Consider the following 17,550-nt stretch of genomic DNA (forward strand, 5'->3'; position numbering starts at 1 on the left):
AGAGGTGTATAAGAGACAGGAAACAGGCGCAATGCCGCCGGCAATTCCTGGCGATGACGCGCGGCAATCTCATCGATCGGCTGGCTCGGTGAAATCACCAACACGTCCACCGGCGCCACGCCCAAAGCGCGGGTGGGTGTACCGTCGGGCATCAGGTGACTGAACTGGTTCAGGCGCTGCAACAGCTCGATGTCGCTTTCCAGGCTGTCAATGAACGTACTGTTGAGCATGTGCCCGCCGATCTGCGCCAGTGACGGCTGCTGACCGGTGTAGCTACGCAACAAGGGTTGTCGCGGGTCAATCCCGCGGGGGTTGCCACTGACGCCCACCACCAGCACCCGACTGGCACCCAGATGCAACGCCGGACTGATCGGCGCCGACTGACGCACCGCGCCATCCCCGAAATACTCTTCGCCGATTTTCACCGGGGCGAACAGCAGCGGAATGGCCGAACTGGCGAGCAGGTGTTCAACGGATAAACGGGTGGGAACACCGATACGCCGATGGCGCAACCAGGCATCGATCTTGCCGCCGCCCTCATAGAAGGTGACGGCCTGGCCGGACTCATAGCCGAACGCGGTGACCGCCACCGCATGCAATTGCTTCTGTGCGATCGCTTCGGCGATGCCACCCATATGCAGCTTGTCGTTGAGCAAATCCCGCAGCGGAGAACTGTTGAGCAGCGCCACCGGAACCTGGGCACCGATGCCGAGCAAACTGTGGCTGACAAAGCGGCTGGCCTGGCGGATCACCCCGGGCCAGTCGCTGCGCAACACCAGATGACTGCGAAAGCCCTGCCAGAATGCCGTCAGGCGCTCGATGGCGTTACGAAAGTCCATCGCCCCGCTGGCGAGGCTGACGGCGTTGATCGCGCCCGCCGAGGTGCCGACGATCACCGGGAACGGATTGCGGGCCCCCGGCGGCAGCAATTCGGCAATCGCCGCCAGCACCCCGACCTGATAGGCCGCCCGAGCCCCGCCACCGGAAAGAATCAACCCTGTAACCGGTTCGCCTGGACTCATGCACAACTCTCCATGGTGCTTGATGGGATTTCGTTGTTTCAACCTGTTCCCTTGCTCGCGATGGTTGTGAAAACGCCGCGGGGGTCAGGTGTCCCGCGTTATCGTTGGCCACCATCGCGAGCGAGCTCGCTTCTACAGGGAATCGGGATTCAACCGCGTTTCGCGTACAGCTTGGGCTCGCCCGGTGGACGGCTCTTGAAGCGGCGATGGGCCCACAGGTATTGCTCGGGATGCTCGCGCAGAACGCTTTCGATCCATTGGTTGATGCGCAGGCAGTCGGCCTCCTCGGTTTCGCCGGGGAAGCCTTCGAGCGGCGCATGGATCACCAGGCGATATCCGCTGCCGTCCGCCAGACGTTCCTGGGTGAACGGCACCACCAGCGCCTTGCCCAGCCGCGCAAACTTGCTCGTGGCGGTGACGGTCGCGGCCTGAATGCCGAACAGCGGCACGAAAATGCTTTGCTTGGCGCCGTAGTCCTGATCCGGTGCGTACCAGATCGCCCGGCCCGAGCGCAGCAGTTTGAGCATGCCGCGCACGTCTTCGCGTTCCACCGCCAACGAATCGAGGTTGTGCCGCTCGCGGCCCTGGCGCTGGATGTAGTCGAACAGCGGATTCTTGTGCTCGCGGTACATGCCGTCGATGGTGTGCTGTTGACCGAGCAACGCTGCGCCGATTTCCAGCGTCGTGAAGTGCAGGGCCATCAGGATCACGCCCTTGCCCTCACGCTGAGCCTGCTGCAAATGCTCCAGCCCTTCGATATGAGCAAGATTTGCCAGGCGCTTGCGCGACCACCACCAGCTCATCGCCATCTCAAAGAACGCGATTCCGGTGGAGGCGAAGTTTTCCTTGAGCAGGCGTTTGCGTTCGGCGGCGGTTTTTTCAGGAAAACACAGTTCCAGATTGCGCTTGGCAATGCGCCGTCTGTCGCCGGCCACGCGATACATCAATGCGCCCAGTGCGCGACCGATCCACAGCAGTGCCGGGTACGGCAGCTGGACGATCAGCCACAACAGCCCCAGGCCACACCACAGTGGCCAGAAACGTGGAGATAGAAATGCTTTTCGAAAACGCGGGCGGTCCATTAATGCTTCCGGAATGACAATGGCCGCGCATTCTACATCGTTCGACCCGGCTTGCGGCCCGCGGGCGTTCTCGTTATAAGTCTCGGCACTTTTAGTGACAAGTCGTTGTATGCCGACCATGAGCCAAACCGAACCGCTAGACCAAGATCCCGTGTTCCAGTTGAAGGGCAGTATGCTGGCCATTACGGTGCTGGAACTGGCCCGTAACGACCTCGAAAGCCTTGATCGGCAACTGGCCGCCAAGGTCGCCCAGGCGCCCAACTTCTTCAGCAACGCGCCACTGGTACTGGCCCTGGACAAACTCCCGGCCAACGGAGGCGCGGTCGATCTGCCAGGGCTGATGCGCGTCTGCCGCCAGCATGGCCTGCGTACCCTGGCGATCCGCGCCAGCCGCATCGAAGACATTGCCGCCGCCATCGCGGTCGACCTGCCGGTGCTGCCACCGTCCGGTGCCCGGGAGCGTCCACTGGACCTGACCGAAGGCGAACCGAAGAAAAAACCGGAAAAACCGCCCGAGCCGACCATCAAGCCGACGAAAATCATCACCTCGCCGGTACGCGGTGGCCAGCAGATTTATGCCCAGGGCAGCGATCTGGTGGTGATCTCCTCGGTCAGCCCGGGAGCGGAACTTCTCGCCGATGGCAACATCCATGTATACGGCCCGATGCGTGGTCGCGTGTTGGCCGGCGTCAAGGGCGACACCAAGGCGCGGATTTTCTGTCAGCAAATGAGTGCTGAACTGATTTCCATCGCCGGGCATTACAAGGTTTCCGAAGATCTGCGCCGCGACCCGCTATGGGGTTCGGGTGTGCAGGTCAGCCTGTCCGGCGACGTGTTGAACATCATTCGGCTTTAACGGATACTGCCGCATTTTCCAAGCATCTCTAAAACGTAGCGAAAACGGCTCAAACGAAGTAGGAAAAAGGCCGAAAGCAGTGTTTACCGGGGGTAAACGCCGCTCAAAACCGGATTCCAGCCAAGGCTGTCCGACTGCAGTAGTTTTTCAGGAGATGTTTTTCAGGGACTGAAAAGTCCTTTTTCCTTAGGGGTGAAACACCTTGGCCAAGATTCTCGTGGTTACATCCGGCAAGGGTGGTGTGGGTAAGACCACCACCAGCGCCGCTATCGGTACCGGTCTCGCTCTGCGCGGCCACAAAACAGTGATCGTCGACTTCGACGTGGGCTTGCGCAACCTCGACCTGATCATGGGATGCGAGCGCCGCGTGGTGTATGACTTCGTCAACGTGGTCAACGGCGAAGCCAACCTGCAACAGGCCCTGATCAAAGACAAGCGCCTGGAAAACCTCTACGTGCTGGCCGCCAGCCAGACCCGCGACAAAGACGCGCTGACCGTCGAAGGCGTGGAAAAAGTCCTGATGCAACTCAAGGAAGACTTTGAGTTCGTGGTCTGCGACTCCCCGGCAGGCATCGAGAAAGGCGCCCACCTGGCCATGTACTTCGCCGATGAAGCGATCGTCGTGACCAACCCGGAAGTCTCCTCGGTACGTGACTCCGACCGCATGCTCGGCCTGCTGGCCAGCAAGTCCCGTCGCGCCGAACGCGGCGAAGACCCGATCAAGGAACACCTGCTGATTACCCGTTATCACCCGGAACGTGTGAGCAAAGGCGAAATGCTCGGCGTAGAAGACGTCAAGGACATCCTTTCGGTGACCCTGCTCGGCGTGATCCCTGAATCCCAGGCGGTGCTCAAGGCATCCAACCAGGGTGTTCCGGTGATTCTCGACGACCAGAGCGATGCCGGCCAGGCCTACAGCGATACCGTGGACCGCCTGCTGGGCAAGACCGTGGATCATCGATTCCTTGATGTACAGAAGAAGGGATTCTTCGAGCGCCTGTTTGGAGGCAACTAAGCAATGAACCTTTTTGACTTCTTTCGTGCCAACAAAAAGCAAAGCACCGCGTCGGTAGCGAAAGAGCGTCTACAGATCATCGTGGCGCACGAACGCGGCCAACGCAGTACCCCGGACTACCTGCCAGCCTTGCAGAAGGAACTGGTCGAGGTGATCCGCAAGTACGTCAATATCGGGTCCGATGACGTGCACGTCGCACTGGAAAGCCAGGGCAGCTGCTCGATTCTGGAACTCAATATCACCCTGCCAGATCGCTGAGTCGATCCGGCTGGAGCCACGGCGGCTCAGGCTTTCACGGCCCTTTGTGTAGGAGCGAGCCTGCTCGCGATGTAGTGTCAGTCGACTTCGATGTAGCTGACACACCATCGCGAGCAGGCTCGCTCCTACAAGGACAGCGAAAGCCTGGGCCGCCGTTGGCGTTTGTTACGAGGCTGTTTTAATGCCGCTGTCCAACATCCACATCATCCATCAGGATGCCGCCGTACTGGTGGTGAACAAACCGACCCTGTTGCTCTCTGTCCCTGGCCGGGCCGACGACAACAAGGACTGCCTGATTACCCGCCTGCAGGAAAACGGCTACCCGGAAGCGCGAATTGTCCATCGCCTTGACTGGGAGACTTCCGGCATCATCCTGCTGGCCCGCGACCCGGACACCCATCGCGAACTGTCCCGGCAATTTCACGACCGCGAAACCGAAAAGGCCTACACCGCCCTGTGCTGGGGTCAGCCGGAACTGGACAGTGGCAGCATCGACCTGCCCTTGCGCTACGACCCGCCGACCAAGCCGCGCCACGTGGTCGACCATGAGTTCGGCAAACACGCGCTGACCTTCTGGCGAGTGCTGGAGCGTTGCGGCGACTGGTGCCGCGTTGAGCTGACACCGATCACCGGCCGCTCCCACCAGTTGCGCGTGCACATGCTCTCGATTGGTCATCCGCTGCTGGGTGACGGGCTCTATGCCCATGAGCAGGCGCTGGCGGCCTGGCCGCGCCTGTGTCTGCACGCGAGCATGCTCAGCTTCACCCATCCGCAAAGTGGCGAACGCCTGCGCTTCGAGTGCCCGGCACCGTTCTGAAACTGTGGGAGCGGGCTTGCTCGCGAATACGGTGTGTCATTCAACGATGTATTGACTGACTCGACGCCTTCGCGAGCAAGCCCGCTCCCACAAGGGATCTCCTCCAGATTCAATTTCGATGGTCAGCCCCACAATCAGTGCGACGCCATTTACCAGGCCAATACGTTAAACTGGCGCCACTGCTGTCTGGAGCTACTTTATGCGCGAAGAGTTGAACCAAGGCCTGATCGATTTCCTCAAGGCCTCCCCTACCCCGTTCCATGCCACCGCCAGCCTTGCTCAGCGTCTGGAAGCGGCGGGCTACCAACGCCTCGACGAGCGCGAGCCGTGGAATACCGAAGCCAACGGTCGCTACTACGTCACCCGCAACGACTCTTCGATTGTCGCGATCAAGATGGGCCGCCATTCACCGCTGCACGGCGGCATTCGCCTGGTCGGCGCCCACACCGACAGCCCGTGCCTGCGCGTCAAGCCGCAACCGGAACTGCAACGCCAGGGCTTCTGGCAACTGGGCGTTGAAGTCTATGGCGGCGCGCTGCTGGCGCCGTGGTTCGACCGCGACCTGTCCCTGGCGGGCCGCGTAACCTTCCGTCGTGATGGCAAGGTCGAGAGCCAGTTGATCGACTTCAAGGCACCGGTCGCGATCATTCCGAACCTGGCGATTCACCTCAACCGCGAAGCCAACATGGGTTGGGCAATCAACGCCCAGACCGAACTGCCGCCGATCCTCGCGCAATTTGCCGGTGACGAGCGCGTGGACTTCCGCGCGGTGCTCACCGACCAGCTCGCCCGCGAACACGGCCTGAATGCCGACGTGGTGCTCGATTACGAGTTGAGTTTCTACGACACCCAAAGCGCTGCGGTCATTGGCCTGCATGGCGACTTCATCGCCGGCGCGCGCCTGGACAACCTGCTGTCGTGCTACGCCGGCCTGCAAGCGCTGTTGACGGCCGACACCGACGAAACCTGCGTGCTGGTCTGCAACGACCACGAAGAAGTCGGTTCCTGCTCGGCCTGCGGTGCCGACGGCCCGATGCTTGAGCAGACCTTGCGTCGCTTGCTGCCTGAAGGTGATGAATTCGTACGCACCATTCAGAAATCCCTGCTGGTTTCGGCTGACAACGCCCACGGCGTGCATCCGAACTACGCCGACAAGCACGATGCCAACCACGGTCCGAAACTCAACGCCGGCCCGGTGATCAAGGTCAACAGCAACCAGCGCTACGCCACCAACAGCGAAACCGCCGGGTTCTTCCGTCACCTGTGCATGGCTGAAGAAGTGCCGGTGCAAAGCTTCGTAGTGCGCAGCGACATGGGCTGTGGTTCGACCATCGGCCCGATCACCGCCAGCCACCTGGGCGTGCGCACCGTGGATATCGGCTTGCCGACGTTCGCCATGCACTCGATCCGCGAACTGTGCGGCAGCCAGGACCTGGCGCATCTGGTCAAGGTGCTGAACGCGTTCTACGCCTGCCGCGAATTGCCGTAAACCCCGCAATACCCTGTAGGAGCGAGCCTGCTCGCGATGGACGTGAACGATTACGCGTGTTTTCTGGATAAACGCGGCGCCCTGAAGTTCATCGCGAGCAAGCTCGCTCCTACAGACAACACGGTGCAAAAAAGCCGCCTAGACTTCCAGTATCCCTTCGACAAGGCCGTCTCCATGATTTCGATGTCTACCTTTCACGCCATGCTGATTCCGATTCTTGCCGGGATGCTCCTGCTGGCCGTCGGCTTCAACTTTCGCGATAAGAATGCCGGTGTGTTTGCCATGTGGATCGGCATGCTGACCATTCTCGCGACCGTTGTTCTCAAGATCCTCGCCAAACTCAACGAATAATTCCTCGCCCTTGGCTCGCATTGATTTTGACGGGCTCGTACACTCGGTCGATCCGCTCCCTGCGAGGTTGACCGCCTAGTGTTCGCTCGTCTTTTTTCCCTCCCGCGTATTGTCCTTGTCTGCCTGATGACGCTGCTGTCAGTGGCACCTGCCCAGGCGGCCGGCCTGCCGGGCCTGCTCAACAACCAGGCCAAGGCGCAGCCCGAAGCACAGGAACCGCTGGGGCAATCTCTGGACGAAGTGATCAAGTCACTGGAGAACGACCAGCAACGCTCCAAGCTGCTGGCCGACCTGAAAAAGCTCCGCGACACCACCAAACAGGCCCAGCCGATTACCGAAGAGGGCGTACTGGGCCTGATTGGCGGAACCCTGGCCAATTTCGAGAAGAAATTTTCCGGCGTCGACAGTCCGCTCACGCTCTGGTCCAGTGAATTCGATCAGGCCAGGGAAGAACTGGTGGCGCTGGCGCTGCCGGCCAATGAATGGCTGCCCATGCTGTTCGCCTTTGCCATGATCCTGATGGTCTGGAGCCTGCTGGCCGCCGCCCTGATCTGGATCAGCCACCGCGTACGGATGCGTTTCGGCCTGACCGAAGAACTGCCGCAGCATCCCAGGGCCCTGGACATGTTGCGTTTTGCGCTGCGCAAACTCGGGCCATGGCTGATCGCCCTGGTGATCACGGTCTACATGAGCTACGCCCTGCCCTCGTCCCTGGGCAAAAGCCTGGCGATGGTGCTGGCCTATGCACTGGTGGTCGGTACCTGCTTCTCGGCCATCTGCGTGATTGCCTTTTCCCTGCTCGACGGCCCACACCGCCACCGCGCCTTGTACATCCTGCGGCACCAGGCGTTTCGGCCGCTATGGCTGATCGGCAGCTTCGCCGCGTTTGGCGAAGCGCTGAGCGATCCGCAACTGGTCAACAGCCTCGGCAGCCATCTGGCCCATACCGCCGCGACTGCCGCCAACGTCCTGGCCGCGCTCTCCACGGGGCGCTTCATCCTGCGTTTCCGCCGGCCGATCGCCCACCTGATCCGCAACCAGCCGCTGTCCCGGCGCCTGACCCGCCGCGCCCTCAACGACACCCTGTCGATTCTCGGCACCTTCTGGTACGTGCCGGCGCTGGTGCTGGTGGCCATTTCCCTGTTCGCGACGTTCATTTCCGCCGGCGACACCAGCACCGCCCTGCGCCAGTCGCTGATCTGTACCGTTTTGCTGGTGTTGTGCATGGTCATCAACGGCCTGGTACGCCGTCACGCCCTCAAACCGCAGCGCGGCATCCGGCGCTACGCGGTGTATTCGGAACGGCTGAAAAACTTCTTCTACACCATCGTCCACCTGTTGGTGTGGCTGGCCTTTATCGAACTCGGCCTGCGGGTCTGGGGCATGTCGTTGATCCGCTTTACCGAAGGCGACGGCCACGAAGTCAGCGTCAAACTGTTCAGCCTCACCGGCACGCTGCTGTTTGCCTGGCTGATCTGGATTCTCAGCGATACCGCCGTGCACCACGCACTCACCCGCTCGCGCAAAGGCCTGGCCAATGCCCGCGCACAGACGATGATGCCGCTGATCCGCAATGTGTTGTTCATAGCGATTTTCATCATCGCGCTGATCGTTGCCCTGGCGAACATGGGCATGAACGTCACGCCCCTGCTGGCCGGTGCCGGTGTGATCGGTCTGGCCATCGGTTTTGGTGCGCAGTCGCTGGTAGCCGACCTGATTACCGGGTTGTTCATCATCATCGAAGACTCCCTGGCCATTGACGACTACGTGGATGTCGGAGGCCACCTCGGCACGGTCGAAGGCCTGACCATCCGTACCGTGCGCCTGCGGGACATCGACGGCATCGTCCACACCATTCCGTTCAGCGAAATCAAAAGCATCAAGAACTACTCCCGGGAATTCGGCTACGCGATCTTCCGGGTAGCGGTGCCGGCCAACATGGACATCGACAACGCAATCAAACTGATGCGCGAAGTCGGCCAGAAAATGCGCACCGACCCGCTGCAGCGGCGCAATATCTGGTCGCCGCTGGAGTTCCAGGGGGTGGAAAGTTTCGAGTCGGGCAACGCGATCCTTCGCGCCCGGTTCAAGACGGCGCCGATCAAGCAGTGGGAGGTTTCGCGGGCGTTCAACCTGTCGCTGAAACGGCATATGGATGAGGCTGGACTGGACTTGGCGATGCCGCGAATGAGTGTGCAAGTGATGACAGCGGGCGGCGGGCAGGAAAAGGAATAACGAACACGATGCAGCTCGAGCAGGAACCCGAGCTGCGTTCACTTAAAAACTCTTCAGCGGAGTGCAACTAATGTCGCTATAAACTTTACCGCTTGTGATTACGATTATTGGATATACAACACGATGGGGAGAGGCAAAGGCATAAAATCCTTATTGGCGGGGTATTGCACCCACGTATCTCGTCCCGACGGCACCAAATAAAAAACATCGCGATTTACATCTAACTCCCTGACTTTCCGACCTACCATCAAGAAATTATAAAGCTTTTCCGGATCATCAAAAGAACCTTCCCTATCGAACATCATAGCCCGCTCACTCTTGGCTGAGTACATATTAACAACCACTTCGCCCTGAGAATAATGACTATTAACCAGAAAATCATTTTCAAGATCCAAGATATGAAATTTTTCGCCATCACTCTTAATGCAAAAGAATCCTTCAGCATCCAAACCAATATATCGCCCCTCTGCTTTATCACCCACCGTGACAACATATTGATTCCCCGTAGCGTAAAAATAAAACAGGGTTGGCTCAACAAGCTCCGCCTGGATGCCGATTCTGTCTGGAGTAAGAACTGAAACGCCCAGACCAAAGATACTCATTGTCGCACGAAATGATTCAACCAGATTTTTTTGACCATCACTAAACATACTAATATCCTTATATATAAATAATTCAAAGCTGCAATTTGATAGCAACTTAAAACAACCTTATACAACGAAATACAAAGCACGCAAGATAAATGATAAACCTATGTTTTCAATATGTTTAGCCAACACAAAACCATTTCAACCATAACCATTGCAATCAAACTTAGACAACATCAACTCCAACATGAATCGCATCATGCCGCCAAAACTCCAGGTCGCAGTCGATCAAGCGTTCATGCTGGTCATAGTTGACCCGGGCAATCTGCAAGCCCGGGCTACCCACCGACACCTTCAACGCCGCTGCCGCATCCACCGACAACGCCGTAGGTACAATCTCGAAGCGCACCCGCCCGTAGTGCAAGTCGTAATGCCGCGCATACAACTCGGTGATCGACTGATTCAGATCGAACTCAAGAATCCCCGGAAAATACTGTGGGTTCAGATAGTGCTCCACATACAACACCAGTCGCCCGTCAATCCGCCGTGAACGGCAGATCTGAATCACGCTAGACAGCGCCGGCAATTGCAGCCAGGCACACACCGCCGCCGACGCCGGCTGCAATCGCGCTGAAATCACCTCGGTCGACGGCACCCGCCCCTGGGCGCTGACCATCGCGTGAAAGTGGCTACGCTGCATGAGGTTGTAGGCCAGGCGTGGCGGCGAGACGAACCAGCCGCGACGCTCCTCGCGATAAATCTGCCCCTGCGACTCCAACTGCAACAACGCTTCACGCAAAGTGATCCGTGTGGTGCCAAACAATTCGCTGAGCTTGCGTTCGGCCGGCAATTTGCTGCCGGGGGTCAACAGTCCATGGTCGATCTGCTCCTGAAGCACCTGGCCGATGGCTGTTACCGCTTTTGTTGCCTCTTCACGCATCAACGTTTCCTTTCTGGACTAGACCAGCACCATTTCAGGGCAGAACCGCAGTGTAAACCGGCTCATTCAATAGTCTGCAAGCGTAGGCAGCGCAGATGAACCAGATGTGACAAAGCCGCCCAACGGTCGCCATTCCCTGCCTTCAACAACTTGCAATTCATCGGCCAAGTCCCTTGTCTTCCGGGGCCTTGACCATGGTCTACGCTTAGCAGGCCAGTCGCGATACCGATGAACAAAAAGTCATTCCGGGCGACGAACGACATCAAAGTGTCATCCAGCCTCCTTAAATTGGCTCAGGTATTGCTGACCTAGACCAACAAACCGTAATCGCAGCGTTGAACACGACCCAAGGAGCTTCGGAATGAAAAAGCTTTTCCTGGCATCACTGTTAGGCTCGACCATCGCAATGTGCACCGCCGCCATGGCGGCCGATGATCTGAAAACCCTGGAAGCCGCTGCGAAAGCGGAAGGCGCCGTCAACAGCGTTGGCATGCCCAATGACTGGGCCAACTGGGCCGGCACCTGGAAAGACCTGAGCGACAAGTACGGCCTCAAGCACATAGACACCGACATGAGCTCGGCCCAGGAGATCGCCAAGTTCGCCGCGGAAAAAGACAACGCCAGCGCCGACATCGGCGACGTCGGTGCGGCGTTCGGACCGATCGCGGTCAAGCAAGGCGTGGTCCAGCCTTACAAGCCTTCGACCTGGGATCAGATTCCGGCCTGGGCCAAGGACAAAGACGGCAACTGGGCACTGGCCTACACCGGCACCATCGCTTTCATCGTCAACAAGAAGTTGCTGCATGGCTCCGAGGCGCCAACCAAGTGGGCTGACCTCAAGGACGGCAAATACAAGGTCTCCATCGGCGACGTGAGCACCGCGGCCCAGGCAGCCAACGGCGTATTGGCCGCGGCACTGGCCAACGGTGGCGACGAGAAAAACCTCAAGCCTGCCCTGGATCTGTTCGCCGACATCGCCAAGCAAGGTCGCCTTTCGATGTCCAACCCGACGATTGCCACCATGGAAAAAGGCGAAATCGAAGTCGGCGTGGTCTGGGACTTCAACGGCCTGAGCTACAAGGCCAAGATGGCCAACCCGGATGACTACGTGGTGCTGATCCCGTCCGACGGCTCGGTGATCTCCGGCTACACCACCATCATCAACAAGTACGCGAAAAACCCGAATGCAGCCAAGCTGACCCGCGAATACATCTTCAGTGACGCCGGCCAGATCAACCTGGCCAAGGGCAACGCCCGTCCGATCCGTGCCGAACACCTGACCCTGCCAGCCGAGGTGCAGGCCAAGCTGCTGCCTAACGAGCAGTACAAGAAGGTCACGCCGATCAAGGACGCGGACGCCTGGGAGAAGACTTCCAAGGCCCTGCCTCAGAAGTGGAATGAAGAAGTCATCGTTGAAATGAAATGATGCGGTAGATCCCTGTGGGAGCGAGCTTGCTCGCGATAGCGACCTGACATTCAGCATTGATGTTGAATGGAAGTCCCTCATCGCGAGCAAGCTCGCTCCCACAAGGGATTGGTTGCGTACTTGAATCATCTGTTTTGCGGAGTTTTTGCCCCTATGAAGCACAACGTCATCCTTGTCGTGCTCGACGGCCTCAACTACGAGGTTGCCCGCCACGCCATGGGGCACCTGCAGGCCTACGTCAGCGCAGGACGCGCGGCACTCTACAAACTGCAGTGCGAGTTGCCGGCCCTGTCCCGCCCCCTGTACGAATGCATCCTGACCGGCGTCGCGCCGATCGACAGCGGCATCGTCCACAACAACGTCTCGCGCCTGTCCAACCAGCGCAGCATCTATCACTACGCCACTGACGCAGGTCTTGTCACCGCGGCGGCGGCCTATCACTGGGTCAGCGAGCTGTACAACCGTTCGCCCTTCGTCGCAGCCCGGGATCGTCACACCGATGACCCGCAACTGCCGATCCAGCATGGGCATTTTTACTGGAACGATCACTACCCGGATTCGCACCTGTTCGCCGACGCCGAAAACCTGCGCCTGCGCCATGCACCGAATTTTCTGCTGATCCACCCGATGAACATCGACGACGCCGGGCACAAGCACGGCCTCGACACCCCGCAGTACCGCAACAGTGCCCGCTCGGCCGACATCATCCTGGCCGACTACCTGCAAGGCTGGCTCGATGCCGGTTACCAAGTGCTGGTCACCGCCGACCACGGCATGAACAACGACCGCTCCCACAACGGGCTGCTTGCCGAAGAGCGCGAAGTACCGCTGTTCGTCCTCGGCGACGCTTTCAGTTTCGATTCGGGCGCTGTGCCCGAACAGACTGACATTTGCGGCACCGTCTGCGAACTGCTGGGCGTGCCTCACGACAAGCCGGTGTGCCGGGAGCTTCTGAAGTGAATTCCATGACTCGCGGTAAATGGCTCGCAGCCCTGTGCCTGGTGCCATTTGCGCTGTTCTTCATCGTGTTCGAAATCGCACCGCTGACCTGGGTGATGATCAACAGCCTGCAATCGGAAGAGTTCGGCTGGGGCCTGGCCAACTTCACCAAGATCTTCAATTCGAAGTTCTACTTGCAGGCGATCCAGTACAGTCTCGAGATCAGTTTCTGGTCCAGCGTGTTCGGGATCGTCATCGCGGTACTCGGCGCCTATTCCCTGCGCCGGGTGGACTCGAAACTGCGCAATTTCGTCAACGCCTTCGCCAACATGACCAGTAACTTCGCCGGCGTGCCCCTGGCCTTCGCGTTCATCATTCTGCTCGGCTTCAACGGCAGCTTCACCATCATGCTCAAGCAGGCCGGAATAATTCAGGACTTCAACCTGTACTCGAAAACCGGGCTGATCATTCTCTACACCTACTTCCAGATTCCCCTCGGCGTGCTGCTGCTGTATCCGGCCTTCGATGCACTGCGCGAAGACTGGCGTGAGTCCGCTGCGCTGCTCGGCGCCGACGGTTGGCAGTACTGGCGGCACATCGGCTTGCCTGTTTTGACGCCGGCACTGCTGGGCACCTTCGTGATCCTGCTGGCAAACGCCCTCGGTGCCTACGCCACGGTGTACGCCCTGACCACCGGCAACTTCAACGTGCTGCCGATCCGCATCGCGGCGATGGTGTCCGGTGACATTTCCCTGGACCCGAACCTGGCCAGCGCCCTGGCCGTGGTGCTTGTGGCCTTGATGACCCTGGTGACCATCGTGCATCAGTTGCTGTTGAAGAGGAGCTACCATGTCTCGCGCTGAACTGGGGCCCGCCGGTGTCTACCACCGAGTCGTGGTGTATCTGCTGTTTGCCATCCTGCTGTTGCCGCTGCTCGGCACGCTGATCTATTCGATCTCCAGCAGTTGGTCGGCGACCATTCTGCCCAGTGGCTTCACCCTCAAGTGGTACATCCAGCTGTGGAGCGATCCGCGCTTCCTGAATGCGTTCGGGCAGTCGCTGCTGGTCTGCGTCGGTTCGCTGATTCTTTCGGTAGTGCTGATTCTGCCGTTGCTGTTCGTGGTGCATTACCACTTCCCGAAACTCGACGCACTGATGAACATCCTGATCCTGCTGCCCTTCGCCGTGCCGCCGGTGGTGTCGTCGGTGGGGCTGTTGCAGCTTTATGGTTCCGGACCATTCGCCATGGTCGGCACGCCGTGGATCCTGATCGGTTGCTACTTCACCGTGGCGCTGCCGTTCATGTACCGGGCGATCACCAACAACCTGCAAGCGATCAACCTGCGCGACCTGATGGATGCCGCCCAGTTGCTCGGCGCCAGCACCTTTCAAGCCGCCTTCCTGGTGGTGCTGCCGAACTTGCGCAAGGGCCTGATGGTGGCGTTGCTGCTGTCGTTCTCGTTCCTGTTCGGTGAGTTCGTGTTTGCCAACATCCTTGTCGGTACCCGCTACGAAACCCTGCAGGTCTACCTCAACAACATGCGCAACAGCAGCGGTCATTTCACCAGTGCGCTGGTGATTTCCTACTTCTTCTTTGTGCTGGTTCTGACCTGGATTGCCAATATCTTGAACAGGGACAAAAGCGAATGAGCTATGTCAGCGTCCAACATCTTCAGAAAAGCTTCGCCGGCACCACGGTGTTCAGCGACATCAATTGCGAAATCCAGAAAGGTGAATTCGTCACCCTGCTCGGTCCGTCCGGTTGCGGCAAATCCACCCTGCTGCGCTGCATCGCCGGCCTGACTTCGGTGGATGGCGGCAAAATCCTGCTCGATGGTGCCGATATCGTGCCGGTGAGCCCGCAGAAACGCGGGATCGGCATGGTGTTCCAAAGCTATGCGCTGTTCCCCAACATGACCGTGGAGCAAAACGTCGCCTTCGGCCTGCGCATGCAAAAGGTCAATGCCGATGACAGCCGCAAACGCGTCGCAGAAGTGCTCAAACTGGTGGAGCTCAATGACTTTGCCGCGCGTTACCCGCACCAACTGTCGGGCGGTCAGTGCCAGCGCGTGGCCCTAGCCCGCTCCCTGGTGACCCGGCCACGCCTGTTGTTGCTGGATGAACCGTTGTCGGCCCTGGACGCGCGGATTCGCAAACACCTGCGCGAACAGATCCGTCAGATCCAGCGCGAACTGGGCTTGACCACGATTTTCGTCACACACGATCAGGAAGAAGCCCTGACCATGTCTGACCGGATTTTCCTGATGAATCAGGGAAAGATCGTACAAAGTGGCGACGCCGAAACCCTCTACACTGCGCCAGTCGATGTGTTCGCCGCCGGGTTCATCGGCAACTACAACCTGCTGGACGCCGACAGCGCCTCGAAGCTGTTGCAGCGACCGATCAACAAGCGCATTGCCATTCGCCCGGAAGCCATCGAACTGAGCCTTGACGGTGAACTGGACGCGCAAGTGCGCAGCCACAGCCTGCTGGGCAACGTGATTCGCTACCGGGTCGAAGCCCGGGGCGTAGAATTGGTGGTGGATGTGCTGAACCGCTCGGCGGCCGACCTGCATCCCGATGGTCAGCGCCTGGCGCTTTCCATCGATCCGACGGCCCTGTGTGAGGTAGCCTGATGCCTTTGCTGACGCTGAAGAGAGAACTGCACTGATGGCCCTGGCAATTTTTGATCTGGACGAAACCCTGATCCACGGCGACTGCGCCTCACTGTGGAGCGAGCAAATGGTCCGCCTCGGCTGGGTCGATGGCGAGTCGTTCCTGCGTCGCGACAAGGAATTGATGGATGCCTACGGCAGGGGCCATCTGGCCATGGAGGACTACATGGCCTTCAGCCTGGAACCGTTGATTGGTCGTACGCCTGAAGAAGTCGCGCACCTGGTTGGTCCGTGGGTAGAGGACTTCATCGAGCCGATCATTTTCAGCGATGCCACCAAAGCCATCGCCGCGCACCGCAAGGCCGGCGACCGGATCCTGGTGATCTCGGCCTCGGGCACCCACCTGGTCGGTCCCATCGCCGAGCGCCTGGGCATCGACGAGATTCTGGGCATCGAACTGGAAGTGGCCCATGGCGTCTACACCGGCCACACCGTTGGCACCCTGACCTACCGCGAAGGCAAGATCACCCGCTTGCTGGAGTGGCTGGATGCAGAGGAGGAAAACCTCGAAGGCGCGAGCTTCTATTCCGACTCCCGCAATGACCTGCCGCTGTTGCTGAAGGTGGATTTCCCTCACGTGGTCAACCCGGATCCGGTGTTGCGCGAGCAGGCTGAAAAAGCCGGCTGGCCGATCCATATCTGGAAGTAACCCGGATCCCCTGTGGGAGCGAGCTTGCTCGCGATAGCAGTGTGTCAGTCAACGTTAATGCCGACAGACAGAGCGCCATCGCGAGCAAGCTCGCTCCCACAGTTTTTTGTGTTGTCAGGTGAGGCTTTCGTCAATCACCAGCACCACTTTCCCCGCCACGGTATTACTCGCCAACTCGGCAAACGCCGCCTCGGCATCCTTGATCGGGAATGTCCCGGCCAGTTGCGGGCTCAAGCGCCCCTCGGCAAACAACGGCCACACATGCTGGCCCAAATCACTGAACAGATCGGCCTTGAACTGATCGTCGCGACTGCGCAAAGTCGAACCCAGCAACTGCACACGCTTGGCCAGCACCTGGGCCAGATCCAGCTTGGCCTCGCGGCCGCCCATCAGACCGATCAACACCCAGCGGCCATCCTGCGTCAGCAGCTTGAGGTTCAAGGCCGCGTAATTGCCGCCCACCGGATCGAGAATCACATCGAACGGCCCCAGATCCCGCAGGCTCTCCAGATCGCCATTACGCACCACGCCGCCCTGGGCGCCCAGCGCTTCGCAATACGCCAATCGCTCTGCGGAGCCGACACTGACCCAACACGGATTGCCGAACGCCTTGCACAGCTGAATGGCAGCTGAACCGATTCCACTTGCCCCGGCATGCAGAAGAACTTTCTGACCCGGTTTGAGCGCAGCCAGTTGAAACAAATTCAGCCAGACTGTTGCATAAACTTCGGGCAATGCAGCCGCTTCGAACAGTGACATTCCATCGGGAACCGGCAGCACATGCCGCCCGTCGACAACCACCTCTTCGGCCATCCCGCCCCCGGCCAGCAAGGCGCAAACCCGATCGCCAACCTGCCAGGAGGACCCGGCGCCCACCTCGCTGATGACCCCCGAGCACTCTAGACCGAGCACTTGACTGGCCCCTGGCGGGGGCGGGTAAAGGCCGGCCTTCTGCAACAAATCGGCACGATTGAGGCCCGCTGCCGCCACTCGTATACGAACTTGTCCTACATCGCATGCAGGACTCGGCTCATCAACCCATACCACTTGACCGTCAACGCCTTGCAATGCTTTCACAGTGCCTCCATAGTGAGTCTGGACTGAGCCCGAAGCTATAGCGTCGGGTTTTTTGCATTATGCGACCGGCTCCCAAAGAACCGGCGACTTCAAAGACGGCCTAATATGCGTTATCAATTGTCCCCGCGTCGA

At 59.4% G+C, this 17,550-nt stretch carries 18 protein-coding genes; 13 read left to right on the forward strand and 5 right to left on the reverse strand.

Going from position 1 to position 17,550, the window contains the following annotated elements:
• Positions 1-1,022: patatin-like phospholipase family protein (locus KGB29_RS04835; protein ID WP_223616254.1), on the reverse strand; the 1,022-nt coding region annotated here is incomplete at its 3' end.
• Between the two features lie 149 nt (positions 1,023-1,171).
• A complete protein-coding gene (locus KGB29_RS04840) occupies positions 1,172-2,104 on the reverse strand; it encodes a lipid A biosynthesis lauroyl acyltransferase (RefSeq protein ID WP_154860709.1) in 933 nt (310 codons plus the stop codon).
• A 118-nt stretch (positions 2,105-2,222) separates the two neighbouring features.
• On the opposite strand from KGB29_RS04840, the gene minC reads away from it, so the two are divergent.
• The 7 genes from minC to KGB29_RS04875 all read left to right on the forward strand — a co-directional run bounded on the left by minC (position 2,223) and on the right by KGB29_RS04875 (position 9,125).
• Positions 2,223-2,960, forward strand: coding sequence for a septum site-determining protein MinC (minC, locus tag KGB29_RS04845; protein WP_090457784.1), 738 nt, complete (start codon positions 2,223-2,225; stop codon positions 2,958-2,960).
• 202 nt (positions 2,961-3,162) lie between these two features.
• The gene (minD, locus tag KGB29_RS04850) at positions 3,163-3,975 is read left to right on the forward strand and encodes a septum site-determining protein MinD (RefSeq protein ID WP_090453967.1); all 813 of its coding nucleotides are present in this window, start codon (positions 3,163-3,165) and stop codon (positions 3,973-3,975) included.
• Positions 3,976-3,978: 3 nt separating this feature from the next.
• On the forward strand, positions 3,979-4,233 hold the full coding sequence (gene minE / locus KGB29_RS04855; protein ID WP_007974947.1) for a cell division topological specificity factor MinE: 255 nt from the start codon (positions 3,979-3,981) through the stop codon (positions 4,231-4,233).
• A gap of 181 nt (positions 4,234-4,414) precedes the next feature.
• Positions 4,415-5,050, forward strand: coding sequence for an RluA family pseudouridine synthase (locus KGB29_RS04860; RefSeq protein ID WP_046037585.1), 636 nt, complete (start codon positions 4,415-4,417; stop codon positions 5,048-5,050).
• A gap of 199 nt (positions 5,051-5,249) precedes the next feature.
• Positions 5,250-6,539 (forward strand): M18 family aminopeptidase, encoded by a 1,290-nt coding sequence (locus tag KGB29_RS04865; RefSeq protein WP_154860710.1) that lies wholly within the window; start codon positions 5,250-5,252, stop codon positions 6,537-6,539.
• A gap of 36 nt (positions 6,540-6,575) precedes the next feature.
• On the forward strand, positions 6,576-6,890 hold the full coding sequence (locus tag KGB29_RS04870; RefSeq protein ID WP_150814116.1) for a hypothetical protein: 315 nt from the start codon (positions 6,576-6,578) through the stop codon (positions 6,888-6,890).
• Between the two features lie 126 nt (positions 6,891-7,016).
• Complete coding sequence (locus KGB29_RS04875) at positions 7,017-9,125, forward strand: mechanosensitive ion channel family protein (RefSeq protein WP_263294424.1); 2,109 nt, start codon at positions 7,017-7,019, stop codon at positions 9,123-9,125.
• A gap of 104 nt (positions 9,126-9,229) precedes the next feature.
• Here KGB29_RS04875 and KGB29_RS04880 read toward each other — a convergent pair whose 3' ends face one another.
• Positions 9,230-9,775: a hypothetical protein gene (locus KGB29_RS04880; RefSeq protein ID WP_154860712.1), complete on the reverse strand. Its 546-nt coding sequence runs from the start codon at positions 9,773-9,775 to the stop codon at positions 9,230-9,232.
• 163 nt (positions 9,776-9,938) lie between these two features.
• Positions 9,939-10,652, reverse strand: a complete 714-nt coding sequence (locus tag KGB29_RS04885) for a UTRA domain-containing protein (protein ID WP_057715771.1) — start codon at positions 10,650-10,652, stop codon at positions 9,939-9,941.
• A 361-nt stretch (positions 10,653-11,013) separates the two neighbouring features.
• On the opposite strand from KGB29_RS04885, the gene KGB29_RS04890 reads away from it, so the two are divergent.
• The 6 genes from KGB29_RS04890 (at position 11,014) to KGB29_RS04915 (ending at position 16,341) form a co-directional block, all read left to right on the forward strand.
• Entirely contained in the window at positions 11,014-12,078 is a 1,065-nt protein-coding gene (locus KGB29_RS04890) for an ABC transporter substrate-binding protein (RefSeq protein WP_150814118.1), read from the forward strand.
• A gap of 153 nt (positions 12,079-12,231) precedes the next feature.
• Positions 12,232-13,038 (forward strand): alkaline phosphatase family protein, encoded by an 807-nt coding sequence (locus KGB29_RS04895; RefSeq protein WP_154860713.1) that lies wholly within the window; start codon positions 12,232-12,234, stop codon positions 13,036-13,038.
• A 5-nt stretch (positions 13,039-13,043) separates the two neighbouring features.
• Positions 13,044-13,880, forward strand: a complete 837-nt coding sequence (locus tag KGB29_RS04900) for an ABC transporter permease (RefSeq protein WP_191625434.1) — start codon at positions 13,044-13,046, stop codon at positions 13,878-13,880.
• Entirely contained in the window at positions 13,867-14,667 is an 801-nt protein-coding gene (locus tag KGB29_RS04905; RefSeq protein WP_090453956.1) for an ABC transporter permease, read from the forward strand. The genes KGB29_RS04900 and KGB29_RS04905 overlap by 14 nt, the downstream gene beginning before the upstream one ends.
• Entirely contained in the window at positions 14,664-15,653 is a 990-nt protein-coding gene (locus KGB29_RS04910) for an ABC transporter ATP-binding protein (RefSeq protein WP_057715776.1), read from the forward strand. Before KGB29_RS04905 ends, KGB29_RS04910 begins: the two co-directional genes overlap by 4 nt.
• A gap of 34 nt (positions 15,654-15,687) precedes the next feature.
• Positions 15,688-16,341, forward strand: a complete 654-nt coding sequence (locus KGB29_RS04915; RefSeq protein WP_150814121.1) for an HAD family hydrolase — start codon at positions 15,688-15,690, stop codon at positions 16,339-16,341.
• A gap of 114 nt (positions 16,342-16,455) precedes the next feature.
• Here KGB29_RS04915 and KGB29_RS04920 read toward each other — a convergent pair whose 3' ends face one another.
• Positions 16,456-17,418 (reverse strand): zinc-binding dehydrogenase, encoded by a 963-nt coding sequence (locus KGB29_RS04920; protein ID WP_150814122.1) that lies wholly within the window; start codon positions 17,416-17,418, stop codon positions 16,456-16,458.
• Positions 17,419-17,550 lie beyond the last annotated feature (132 nt).

The sequence above is a fragment of the Pseudomonas sp. BF-B-30 genome (assembly GCF_019956305.1).
Lineage (GTDB): Bacteria > Pseudomonadota > Gammaproteobacteria > Pseudomonadales > Pseudomonadaceae > Aquipseudomonas > Aquipseudomonas jessenii.